Here is an 11,993-nt window from a genome sequence, read left to right on the forward strand (position 1 = left end):
TGCCAAAATGAGCCTTATCATCGAGCCAAGCGGACAAGCCTGCGGTGCACGTGTCACCGGGTGTGATCTTTCCGGGGTGCTTGATGAAGGTTTGATCGCTGAGATCCGAGCAGCGTGGCTCAAGCACCGGGTTCTGGCCTTTGCCGATCAGGACATGGATGACGATGCGCTGGAGCGCTTCACCTTGGCGATGGGCGGCTTTGGCGAAGACCCGTTCTTCGATCCGATTGAAGGACGCCAAAACATCGCCGCGATCTTGCGCGAGGCGGACGAAACCTCCCCGCTCTTTGCTGAGAACTGGCACAGTGACTGGAGCTTTCTGGAAAGGCCGCCTTCGGGCACTTGCCTGCTCGCAATCGATATCCCGCCGGTCGGCGGCGACACGATGTTTGCCGACCAGATCGCTGCCTTTGCCGCCCTGCCGGACTCTCGCAAAGACGAGCTGCGAGCAATGACCGCGATTCACTCGGCCAAGCTCGCCTACGCGCCCGACGGCACTTATGGCGAGAAGGATAGCCAGGGCGACCGCTCAATGGCGATCCGTCCCGATGAAAGCGCGAATGCGACCCGCACCCATCCGCTGATCCGCAAACATCCCGAAACGGGCGAGGAAGCGATTTACTCGACGCTCGGCTATATTATCGGGATCGAGGGGATGGATGAGAGCGAGGCCATTCCGATGCTGATGGAACTCGCCGCGTGGCAAGCGCGCGACGAATTCGTCTATCGCCACAAATGGGAGCCGAACATGCTCATCCTGTGGGACAATCGCAGCGTGTTACACAAGGCGACCGGCGGATATGAAGGCCACCGCCGCGAGTTGCACCGGACCACTATCGCAGCTTGAACTGGCGCTATTCGGCGACCGGCTCTCCGCGCAAAGTCTGCACCACTCCGGTAGCGATCATCAACTGCCCGCCATAGTAGAGCGGCCACACGAGCAGCGCAGGCAGGATGCCCAGATCAAATCTGCCCATATCGCTAAAGATCAGCCAGTCGCTCACCACGAACAGCACCGCGCCAATTCCGACGCGGTAGCGCGGAAACCGGCTCGTCCACGCCGCTGCCGCCATCAGACCTAATGTGACGGCATAGGCCGCAACTTCGACCCGTTCGCTGAGCAGATAGGATATTGCCGGAGTTGCGATGAGAAGCGCTGCTGCAAGTGCCAGTTGGCTCCCGGTCAATTGCTCCCGCCGGTTGCGCAGATAGAGAATGATCGCGACCGCGTGAGATGCAGCGAACAGCGCGCCTCCGATTGCAAATTCAATCTCGAGCGCCATGTCCGCCGCGGCAGAAAGGGCCAGGACGAGAGCGAGAATCTTTCCGTCGAGACAATGCGCGCGGCGCAAGGCATAGGCAGCGAGCAGTGCGACGCCTGCCCCCTTAAGCAGGATCAGCCACACCCCTCCGAACGCCGGAAAAGGCGTCCCGAACGGATTATCGGACAGCAGATAATAGGCAATCGAGGCAACCACGCTCGCCAGCAGCCATGGCCGGTGTTCGATCAATGCAGTTTTTGCCATTCGCCCCAACTCACTTCTCTGGTCTTGTGCTGCGGCTAGCACGCAACTACCGCGCTTGCCATGAGCAAGACTGCACACACTCACGATGTCCACATTATCGGCGGCGGCCTCGCCGGATCTGAGGCTGCGTGGCAGCTGGCGCAGCGAGGTGTCAAAGTGCGGCTGTCGGAAATGCGCGGAAGCGGAGAGATGACGCCCGCGCATCAGACAAACGGTTTGGCGGAGCTGGTCTGCTCGAACTCGTTCCGTTCCGATGACGACACCAAGAACGCGGTCGGCTTGCTCCACCACGAAATGCGTGCTCTCGATTCTATCGTCATGCGCGCAGGCGAAGTCGCGCGGGTGCCTGCAGGCAGCGCGATGGCGGTGGACCGCGATGTCTTTTCCGACGAAGTCGAAAAGGCGCTGTCCGGACATCCCAATATCACGGTGGTGCGCGAGCGCGTAGATTCGCTGCCCGAAAGCGGCCTTACCATTGTCGCGACCGGCCCGCTCACTGCACAATCGCTGGCCGAGAGCATTGTCGGCGCAACCGGCGAAGAGCGTCTTGCCTTCTTCGATGCCATCGCGCCGATCATCCACCACGACTCCATCGACATGTCGAAATGCTGGATCCAGTCGCGCTGGAACAAGCGCACCGAGGCTTCCAACGAAGACGGCGACTACATCAATTGTCCCATGACCAAGGAGCAATATCTCGCCTTCCACGCTGGTCTGATGGAGGGTGAGAAGGGCGAGTTCCGCGAGTGGGAGAAGGACACGCCCTATTTCGACGGCTGCATGCCGATCGAGGTCATGGCGGAGCGCGGGTTGGAGACTTTACGCTATGGTCCGATGAAGGGTGTCGGGCTCGATAACCCTTACGACACCAGTGAAGAGCACCCGCAGGGCAAGTGGCCTTATGCGGTGGTGCAGCTGCGGCAGGACAACAAGCTGGGCACATTGTGGAACATGGTCGGGTTCCAGACCAAGCTCAAATACGCCGCGCAAATTGATCTGTTCCGCACCATTCCCGGCCTGGAGAATGCCGAGTTTGCGCGGCTCGGCGGGCTGCATCGTAACACCTTCCTAAACTCGCCGCGCGTGCTCGACCGGCAATTGCGCCTGAAAGCTGCGCCGCATGTGCGCTTTGCCGGACAGGTGACGGGGTGCGAGGGCTATGTCGAAAGCGCGGCGATCGGTCTGGTTGCCGGCATGATGGCTGCGGGCGAGTTGGCTGACCGCGAGTGGTCCCCCCTTCCCGCCACGACTGCATTGGGCGCGCTGTTGAGCCACATCACCGGCGACGCAGAGGCCGATACGTTTCAGCCAATGAATGTGAACTTCGGCCTCTTCCCGCCGCTTCACGAAGTCAAAAAGAAGCAGCGCAAGGAAGCCTACACGTCGCGTGCGAAGGCTGATCTAGCCGCTTGGATCAAAGCAAGCGAAGCGATTCCCGCCTAGCAGCGGCACGCTGGCCGACTTGGCCGCCGAGCAGGTGCAGAAGTGGCAAATTCGGCCGGAGTTAGCTCGGCATCTTCGTCTTCGTCCATCTCGGCAAACCGTTCTGAAGTGGTGATCGCCCATTCCTCGAATGTCAGCAGATTGTTGCCGTCCGTATCGAGCTTTCGGAATGCATCAGCACGGGTCGAGAGCATTTCATTGCGGGTGATGATGCGGTCGCGGTTGCGGTCATAGCGGAAGAAGCGGCGTTCCTCGCGGGTGAGTTCAGAGGCTTCGGGCGGGGCCGGACCGACCATATCGGCGGGGTCGGCTTCGGGTAGTTCATCAGGTGCTTCAACGATTTCTTCAGGCTCCGGTGGAGGCGGCGCGTTGCTTTCCACCTGTGCACGGCCCTGCCACCAGAATATACCCACTCCGGTGAGCAATATTCCCACGAATACTCCAAGTACTGCCTGACGCATCTGCTACCCCTGCGATCAAATCGTATAAGGGATTACACGTATTTAGCGACCGAAGGAAGCGGCCCTTAAGGCGACAAGCGAGGCGGTGCGCCCTTCCATTAGCGGTCGCCCTCCGCGTTTCAGCGCACGCTGACCGAGCGCCCCGAGAACGGCGAGCCCGCGAGCCTGGCGCGGAAGACTGCGCGACGCACCGCCTTGCAAGCCAAGCTTAACGAGCATCGTGCGCTCCTCATCGAGCGACACCTTCGATGCGAGATCAGCGACGGCCCAGTGCCAAGCGGCATCTTTTCCCTCCTTGTCACCATAGATCGCCAGCAGCGCCTGCCCCCGATTCTCGGCAAACCCGATGGCATCCGCATCACTCAAGGGCGGTTCGGCGAGCAAATGCTCCCAAGCATCCACCAGCGGGACAAGTTCAGCCTCGCGTTCGGCCCAGTGTTCGCCGATCCCATCGAGCACGGCGTCACCGCTTGGTCTGTCCTCGACAGATGTGCCTAACATGTCGCGCCACCATGCCAACCGCATCTGGCCCAGCATAGGTTCGTTTGTAGCGGCAACTATGCGGCCCAGGCGCATATCGAGCTCAAAGAATATCCTTAACGCATCGCGCAGATTTGGCCGTGTATGGGCCAGTGCCAATTGCACCTCTGCGGGCAGATTTTCGGAAGGTTGATCAGCCATCAAATCCGCCCGTAACCGAGGAATCGGGCTGCTTGTCAAGCGCTCCGTCACACCGGCATTGGCAGACCTTCGCAGTTTACAAACCGTTACGAGGGTAACCTTTCATTTACCACGCTACTTCGGAAACTGCTTACTGTGGCTGGGCTAAGGCCCTCAGACATATCAAGGATTCCGCGCTATTTTGTGCAGACTTCGAGCTGAGGACTTAGACCCGATGGGCCAGGATACACAGACCCACCTTCCCCTGTTTCGCAGACTTGCGAAAGATGTGACGGCGAACACGATTGCAATTTCGGCAGCCTCGCTGGTGCCGTTGATGGCGATGGTTGGCGGCGGGGTCGATGCCAGCCGGTACTACATGACCGAGACGCGTCTGCAGGCTGCCTGCGATGCCGGCGCCCTCGCCGCTCGCCGCGCGATGGACAAGAACAACTTCACCGGTGAACACCGGAATATCGGCTACAATTTCTTCGATCAGAACTATCCGGACGGCACGTTCGGCCTTGAGGACCGCAGTCGGGTCTACACCGAAGATGACGGCACAGTCAGCGGGGTAGCTTCTGGAACGCTTCCTACCACGATCATGGGCGCATTCGGATACGAAGAGTTCAATCTGACCGTCGAATGTTCGGCGGAGATCAACATCTCCAACACCGACATCATGTTTGTGCTCGATACAACCGGTTCCATGGCATGGAATACCGATGGGACGAATTGCGGGGTGTCGGGCGGCCTTTGGGTTGAATGTGCCGATTCCAGAATAAGCGCACTGCGCGATTCTGTGCTCACATTCTATGATACCGTTGACTCGGCTACTTCGGCCAGCGCGCAGATACGCTACGGTATCTTGCCCTACTCGAATCAGGTCAATGTGGGCGACTCGCTCAATTCGAGCTGGATGAAAACAAGCCATACCTATCAGTCGCGCGAAGCCGATTGGCAGATCACCTACACCTATGAGCCGACCGATTATCAATACACGCGAACCGGAAGCGGCTATAGTTATACCTCTCAGGGTTCGACTGAAGAAAACGAATACGGCCTGACCTATGATCAGTGCGTCGCTTCGATCAACAGCCGATCAGACATCTATGTGTCGAGCAGCGAAGCGACGTGGACGCAAACGTCGCAAAGCGGAACGGACCCGCGCACCACGACCTATGATGGTGTCGTGCGATATGAGCGTCTTACCTTCACCGGCGGCTACTACTATAGCTCGAACGGCCGTTGCCGTTTGTTCTACGACCGCGAATATTACTACGCTGATTCAACAATCACCGTGACCGAAGGCCGTGTGGAGAACCAAGAATTCTTCTGGGCCTATCGCCCGGTCGAATGGAACGTTTCTTCAGTCTATTCGAATGGTTCGGTTTCTCTCCCTACCGGTTGGGAAGAAGCCAACGAAACCCATACTTGGAACGGTTGCATCGAAGAGGCCAGCACCGTCGTGTCATCGACCTGGGATCCGGTTCCGACCGGTGCCTATGATCTTGATATTGATCTTGTCCCTAGTTCGGATGACGAACGTTGGGCTCCGATGCTGCGCAGCCTCGCATACTATCGCTACCCTGACGGCAGCGGTACGTGGACAACATCGGAAGTGACCGGTTCGACCGAGGACAAGTCGCATCCTAACGATACCTGCCCCAAGGCCGCGCGAAAGCTGGCTGCCTTTGACAGTCGCACCGATCTGGAAAACTGGGTCTCCGCATCCAACGGCTTTATTCCGAATGGCGCGACCTATCACGATTTTGGCATGATCTGGGGCGGGCGCTTCATCACCCCGGACGGTATCTTCTCATCGGAGAATGCCACCGCTCCGAACGGCGATGCGATCTCGCGCCACATCGTCTTCATGACTGATGGCGAGCAGTCGACCAGCAATAGCATCTACGGTCTATACGGCATTGAATGGTGGGATCGGCGCGTAACGACCGATGCGTCTTCCACCAACATGGCCACCAACCACGCCGAGCGTTTCCAGGCCGCTTGCCGGGCCGCGCGCAACAAGAACATTTCGGTCTGGGTGGTCGCATTTGGCACTACCCTGTCGCAAAATCTCATCGATTGCGCGACTCCAGGCCGGGCCTATCAGGCAAGCAATTCTGATGAACTGGATACTGCATTCACCGAAATTGCCGAGAAAATCGCAGCTCTGAGGCTCACAGAATGACCGGTCTCAGCTTCTTCCGCCAGCTTCGCCGCGACAAGAGCGGCGCGACATTAACCGAATTCGGCTTTGTCGCGCCGGTCCTGATCCTGATGATCATGGGCATTTTCGACATGGCCCATTCGCAATACACATCGGCATTGCTCAACGGTGCCATGCAGAAAGCAGGCCGTGACCTCACGCTCGAAAGTGCGGGCAGTCAGCAAAATACGATCGATCAACGAGTGATAGACGAGATTGGTCTTGTCGTGCCCGACACGGCGACGATCACGCTCGAAAAGCTCTCGCACTTCGACTTTGAAGATATCGGCGAGGCTGAAGAATACACCGACGATAACAATGACGGTGTGTGCAACAATGGCGAGCCATTTGTCGATTCAAACAGCAATGGCCAATGGGATGCCAATCGCGGTGAAGACGGGATCGGCGGCGCACGCGATGCGGTGCTCTACACCGCTGTTGTGAGCTACCCGCGGCTCTTCCCGATGTACGGCCTTGCGGGCCTGCCGCAGGAAGTTGAGCTGCGCGCTTCCACTGTGCTGCGCAACCAGCCTTATGACGAACAAGACAGAACCATCGAAACCGGGAACTGCGTGTAATGATTACCAAAGCAATCCGTTCGATCCGCAGTAAAGCGGCCAGGCTTCGCGACCTAGGCCGGGACAATTCGGCTGTGGCAATGGTCGAGTTTGCCTTTAGCGCGCCGATCGTGCTGGGCATGGGCCTGCTCGGCACAGAAACCGCCTATTTCACCATCACCCATATGCAGATCAGCCAGGTCGCAATGCAGGTTGCCGATAACGCATCACGCATCGGTGAGGCGGATGTTCTGGTCTCGCGCAAGGTCTATGAAGACGACGTCAACGGCACCTTTGTCGGGGCCGAAAAGCTGGGCGATGGCTACGGGATTTACGAACAGGGCCGCATTATCCTTTCCAGCCTGCAGAAGAACACCGGCGGCGGACAATGGATTGCATGGCAGCGTTGCCGTGGTGCCAAAAACTTTGCGTCAAGCTACGGTGTTGAAGGCGATGGAGCTAGCGGCACTTCGTTCAATGGTATGGGTGAGCCGGGCAACCGGATCACTGCAAGCCAGGGTACGGCAGTGATGTTTGTTGAAGTGTCCTACACCTACGAACCGATTACGCCGGTGGACTTTTATGGCGATACCGAAATCCGGTACACCGCTGCTTTCACCGTTCGTGACAGCCGCGATTTGACCCAGCTTTATCAGACGACGCCGGCCTCGCCTGTTGCAGATTGCGACGTGTATTCGGCTGACCGTCCGGCCTGATAGAGTTCGTGGGAGGCGCGATTGCACCCCGCGCCTCCCACTACAATTTTCAGACGTAGCAGACCTTCTTGACCGCCTCGACGATCCGAGGCGCGTCGATAAGCGCGAGCTTTTCAAGGTTCGCGGCATAGGGCAGCGGCACATCTTCGTTGCAGACCCGGGCAACCGGCGCGTCTAGATCGTCGAAGCCTTCTTCCATGCAGATCGCAATGATCTCGCTCGCAATCGAGCAGGTCGGCCAGCCTTCTTCGGCGACGACCAACCGGTTGGTTTTGGCAAGGCTTTCAAGCACGGTCTGCTTGTCGAGCGGACGCAATGTCCGCAGATCGATGACTTCCGCGTCGATGCCCTGCCCTGCCAGCTCTTCAGCCGCTTCAAGCGCTAGACCTACGCCAATCGAGTAGGTCACAATCGTCGCATCTTTGCCCTCACGCACGATACGCGCCTTGCCGATGGGCAGGACGTGATCGTCGAGGTCAGGAACTTCAAATGAGCGGCCATAGACCAGCTCGTTCTCGAGGAAGACAACCGGATCTTCGGAGCGGATTGCTGCCTTCATTAGGCCTTTCGCATCGGCGCTGTCATAGGGCGCGATGACGATGAGACCGGGGACGCTCGCATACCACGGACCGTAGTTTTGCGAGTGCTGCGCACCTACGCGCGAAGCTGCGCCATTGGGGCCGCGGAATACGATCGGGCAACGCATCTGGCCGCCTGACATATAGTTGGTCTTGGCCGCAGAGTTCACGATGTGGTCAATCGCCTGCATCGCAAAGTTGAAGGTCATGAACTCGACAATCGGCTTCAAACCACCCATCGCCGCGCCCGAGCCAATGCCGGCAAAGCCGTATTCGGTGATCGGCGTGTCGATGACGCGCTTGGGGCCAAATTCGTCGAGCAGGCCCTGCGTCACTTTGTAGGCGCCTTGATATTCGGCGACTTCCTCACCCATCACAAAAACGCGGCGGTCTGCGCGCATTTCCTCTGCCATCGCGTCGCGCAAGGCTTCGCGCACGGTTGTGCTGGTGAAGGTAGTTCCTTCAGGGATGCTCGGATCGCTGACCGGTGAGGAGGCCGCAGGGCGCTCTGCCGTTGCTGCGGGCGCAGGCGTTGGAGTCGGAGCTTCTACCGGAGCAGGCGTGGGAGCCGGGCTTTCATCTCCCTCCCCTTGCAACTCTGCGATCACAGTGCCGACAGCGACATTCTCGGTGCCTTCAGCCACGAGAATTTTGGTCAGCACACCTTCGTCAATGGCTTCGAATTCCATCGTAGCCTTGTCGGTTTCGATCTCGGCGATGATGTCGCCGGGTTCAATCGTGTCGCCTTCGGATTTGAGCCACTTGGCGAGCGTGCCTTCTTCCATGGTCGGCGAAAGCGCGGGCATTTTGAGTTCGATAGCCATGGATCAATACTCCTCCACCAGAACTTCGGTGTAGAGTTCTGCCGGTGCAGGCTCAGGCGAGTTTTCGGCGAAGTCGGCGCTCTCGGCGACGATCTTGCGGATATCCTTGTCGATAGCTTTCAGGTCATCCTCGCTATGGCCGGCATCGACCAGCGTCTTCTTCAAGCGCTCGATCGGATCGTGGTGGTCGCGCTGTTCCTGCACTTCTTCGCGGGTGCGGTACTTAGCAGGGTCGGACATTGAGTGGCCGCGATAGCGATAGGTGTTGAGCTCCATCAGAACCGGCCCTTTGCCTTCCCGCACATGTTTGAAGGCTACCTCGGCAGCGGCCCGCACTTCGAGCACGTCCATGCCGTTCACTTCCATACCGGGAATGCGGAACGCGGTGCCGCGGCGGTGGAAGCGGGTTTCAGCCGAGCTACGCGAACTGGCTGTGCCCATGGCGTATTGGTTGTCCTCGACCACGAAAACGATCGGGAGATTCCACAGCGCAGCCATGTTGAAGGTCTCGTAGACCTGCCCCTGGTTCGCCGCGCCGTCGCCGAAATAGGCAAGGCACAACCCGCCATCTTCATTGTACTGATGCGCGAGCGCCAGACCGCCGCCCAACGCAACCTGCGCGCCGACAATGCCGTGTCCGCCATAGAATTTGTGCTCGGTGCTGAACATATGCATCGAGCCGCCCTTGCCCTTGGAAATGCCAGCTTCGCGGCCAGTCAGCTCGGCCATGATGACCTTGGGGTCGATGCCGTAAGCGAGCATGTGGCCGTGATCGCGGTAGCCGGTGATCACGCTGTCCTTGTCCCCGTCGAGCGCGCTTTGCAGGCCGATCGCGACCGCTTCCTGCCCGATATAGAGGTGGCAGAAACCGCCGATCAGGCCGAGGCCGTAAAGCTGGCCAGCCTTCTCCTCGAATCGGCGGATGAGTAGCATCTGCCGGTAGAATTCGAGCATCTGATCATCGCTGGCGTCGAAGCGCTTGGTTTTCTCGAATTCCTCCTGAAGCGAATGGAGGATGAAGTCCGGATCATCCGAAGGCGCTACGGCGCTTTCAGGCTTCGACTTTGCCGCTTTCGTGCGCTTAGCGGGCGCGCGTTTAGCGGCGGGCTTTTTGGCTGCTGGCTTTTTGGCCAAGATCTGTGTCCCTTCTCTCGTTCAGCGCGCACCAGACTGGGGAGGGAAAGTGCGCGTCCACGTTGAGCTGTCCTATAGGCATGCGGACAGGCGTGACGCAACGGAAACCCGCGCGAATTCAACTCGATTTGCCAGATTGGTTAGATTTCGCTTGAACGCGAATAGAGACGGTTATTCACCGTCCAACGTAATCACAATTTCATCGGGGTGAATGACGCCAAGATCTTCACGGATAAGCTCGCTTACCAGATCGGGGTCAGCGCCGTTCGGGTCGAGCAGATCAACTCGGTTGCGCAGAGCATCGCGTTCCTCGGTAAGAACCGCGATACGCGCCTTGCGCTGTTCCAGCGTCTCAGCATTCTCCGCCCATGCGAGGAGGCCTGTGGGCCCGGCAATCGCGCCCACCGTTAGGGCGACAAGCAGCACAAGCGCAAAGGCCTGTTTCGCATTTTCCCTTGGTGGCTTTCGCATGATCATCCCTCGTTGAAATCCCACAGAATCATAGTTAACCGCTTACCGCAAGTGAAATGCGCTCAGATGGCAGAATTTGTCAGGCAGTGAGCCGGCCTAAGGCCGTTCAATAGGAACGAGGCAGGCCGAGGACATGCTCGGCTAAGTAAGACAGGATCAGATTGGTTGAGATTGGCGCGACTGTGTAGAGCCGTGCTTCGCGAAACTTGCGTTCGACGTCATATTCCTCTGCAAAGCCAAAGCCGCCAAAGGTCTGCACACACATATCCGCCGCCGCCCAGCTGGCTTCGGACGCGAGTAATTTCGCCATATTGGCTTCTTCGCCCGGATTGCCGCCCTCGTCATAGACCTGTGCGGCGTGGTGAACCATCAGCTCGGCCGCGCGCATTTGGGCATAGCAGCGTGCAATCGGGAACTGGACGCCCTGATTCTGGCCGATGGGACGCGCAAAGACGTTGCGGTCGCCGGCATAGGCTTTCGCCTGTTCGATGAACCATTTGGCATCGCCGATGCACTCGGCACCGATTAGGATGCGTTCGGCGTTCATGCCGGACAGGATGTAGCGAAAGCCCTTCCCTTCCTCGCCCACCAGCGCGCTTGCTGGAATGCGCAGATCGTCGAAGAACACTTCGCAGGAAGAATGGTTCATCATTGTGCGGATCGGCTTGATGCTCATGCCGCTGCGAAGCGCTTCCTGCATGTCGACGAGGAAGATCGAGAGCCCCTCGGTCTTCTTCTCGACTTGCTCGCGCGGCGTGGTGCGGGCGAGGAGCAGCATGAGGTCCGAGTGCTCCGCACGGCTCGTCCAGATTTTCTGGCCGCTGATGACATATTCATCGCCGTCTTTGACTGCGCGGGTCTTCAGGCTGAGCGTGTCGGTGCCGCTGGTGGGTTCCGAGACGCCAAAGGCCTGCAAGCGCAGATCACCCTTGGCGATTCTGGGCAGATATTCCTCCTTCTGCGCGTCTGACCCGTAACGCAGCAGCGTGTTCATGATATACATCTGCGCGTGCGCGGAGGAGCCGTTGCAGCCGCTCGCCTGGATCTCCTCCATGATCACCGCCGCCGCATCGAGGCTTAGCCCGCTGCCGCCAAATTCTTCCGGGATCAGTGCCGCCAGAAAGCCCGCCTGGGTTAGCGCGTCGACAAACTCGCCCGGATATTCGCGTGCTGCATCCTTGGCGCGCCAATATTCTCCGGGAAATTCGTCGCAAAGCGCCCGCACAGCGCGGCGGATTTCGGTCAGTTCTTCGCTTTCGGCTTTCATGGACTTGAGCATTTCCTTTGCAGTGCATATGCTGCTTGCCTGCCCGAGAGAGCCAAGTCTACCTCATCCAATTGTTAGCGCGGCATGTGCCTGAGCACGCTAACTCTTTGGATCAAAAGAGCGATCCCACCCGTTGGGAAGAAA

Annotated in this window: 12 protein-coding genes; 5 read left to right on the forward strand and 7 right to left on the reverse strand. The window is 58.8% G+C overall.

The features are described from left to right. Positions 1–7 precede the first annotated feature (7 nt). Positions 8–847 carry a TauD/TfdA family dioxygenase gene (locus Q0887_RS04455; protein ID WP_299192665.1) on the forward strand — a complete coding sequence of 280 codons (840 nt, stop codon included), beginning with the start codon at positions 8–10 and terminating at the stop codon, positions 845–847. Between the two features lie 7 nt (positions 848–854). On the opposite strand, the gene Q0887_RS04460 is transcribed toward Q0887_RS04455, so the two are convergent. Next, positions 855–1,526, reverse strand: a complete 672-nt coding sequence (locus tag Q0887_RS04460; RefSeq protein WP_299192667.1) for a lysoplasmalogenase family protein — start codon at positions 1,524–1,526, stop codon at positions 855–857. A 60-nt stretch (positions 1,527–1,586) separates the two neighbouring features. Here Q0887_RS04460 and trmFO point away from each other — a divergent pair, with 60 nt between their 5' ends. Further along, positions 1,587–2,969 (forward strand): methylenetetrahydrofolate--tRNA-(uracil(54)-C(5))-methyltransferase (FADH(2)-oxidizing) TrmFO, encoded by a 1,383-nt coding sequence (gene trmFO / locus Q0887_RS04465; protein ID WP_299192669.1) that lies wholly within the window; start codon positions 1,587–1,589, stop codon positions 2,967–2,969. On the opposite strand, the gene Q0887_RS04470 is transcribed toward trmFO, so the two are convergent. Together Q0887_RS04470 and Q0887_RS04475 are read right to left on the reverse strand one after the other, a co-directional pair. Further along, positions 2,966–3,430: a hypothetical protein gene (locus Q0887_RS04470; protein ID WP_299192671.1), complete on the reverse strand. Its 465-nt coding sequence runs from the start codon at positions 3,428–3,430 to the stop codon at positions 2,966–2,968. The genes trmFO and Q0887_RS04470 overlap by 4 nt on opposite strands. A 42-nt stretch (positions 3,431–3,472) precedes the next feature. Continuing rightward, positions 3,473–4,111 (reverse strand): hypothetical protein, encoded by a 639-nt coding sequence (locus Q0887_RS04475; protein ID WP_299192673.1) that lies wholly within the window; start codon positions 4,109–4,111, stop codon positions 3,473–3,475. A gap of 214 nt (positions 4,112–4,325) precedes the next feature. On the opposite strand from Q0887_RS04475, the gene Q0887_RS04480 reads away from it, so the two are divergent. The 3 genes from Q0887_RS04480 to Q0887_RS04490 are packed head-to-tail and all read left to right on the forward strand — an operon-like array spanning position 4,326 to position 7,575. Then, a complete protein-coding gene (locus Q0887_RS04480; RefSeq protein ID WP_299192675.1) occupies positions 4,326–6,284 on the forward strand; it encodes a Tad domain-containing protein in 1,959 nt (652 codons plus the stop codon). Continuing rightward, a complete protein-coding gene (locus Q0887_RS04485; RefSeq protein WP_299192677.1) occupies positions 6,281–6,880 on the forward strand; it encodes a TadE/TadG family type IV pilus assembly protein in 600 nt (199 codons plus the stop codon). Before Q0887_RS04480 ends, Q0887_RS04485 begins: the two co-directional genes overlap by 4 nt. After that, the gene (locus Q0887_RS04490; protein WP_299192679.1) at positions 6,880–7,575 is read left to right on the forward strand and encodes a hypothetical protein; all 696 of its coding nucleotides are present in this window, start codon (positions 6,880–6,882) and stop codon (positions 7,573–7,575) included. The genes Q0887_RS04485 and Q0887_RS04490 overlap by 1 nt, the downstream gene beginning before the upstream one ends. Positions 7,576–7,624: 49 nt before the next feature. Here Q0887_RS04490 and Q0887_RS04495 read toward each other — a convergent pair whose 3' ends face one another. The 4 genes from Q0887_RS04495 to Q0887_RS04510 form a co-directional block, all read right to left on the reverse strand. Further along, complete coding sequence (locus Q0887_RS04495) at positions 7,625–8,977, reverse strand: pyruvate dehydrogenase complex E1 component subunit beta (RefSeq protein ID WP_299192681.1); 1,353 nt, start codon at positions 8,975–8,977, stop codon at positions 7,625–7,627. Positions 8,978–8,980: 3 nt separating this feature from the next. Then, positions 8,981–10,111, reverse strand: a complete 1,131-nt coding sequence (pdhA, locus tag Q0887_RS04500; protein ID WP_299192682.1) for a pyruvate dehydrogenase (acetyl-transferring) E1 component subunit alpha — start codon at positions 10,109–10,111, stop codon at positions 8,981–8,983. A gap of 171 nt (positions 10,112–10,282) precedes the next feature. Then, positions 10,283–10,582, reverse strand: coding sequence for a septum formation initiator family protein (locus Q0887_RS04505; protein ID WP_299192683.1), 300 nt, complete (start codon positions 10,580–10,582; stop codon positions 10,283–10,285). Between the two features lie 106 nt (positions 10,583–10,688). After that, entirely contained in the window at positions 10,689–11,849 is a 1,161-nt protein-coding gene (locus tag Q0887_RS04510) for an acyl-CoA dehydrogenase family protein (protein ID WP_299192685.1), read from the reverse strand. Positions 11,850–11,993 lie beyond the last annotated feature (144 nt).

The sequence above is a fragment of the uncultured Erythrobacter sp. genome, from assembly GCF_947492365.1.
GTDB lineage: Bacteria > Pseudomonadota > Alphaproteobacteria > Sphingomonadales > Sphingomonadaceae > Erythrobacter.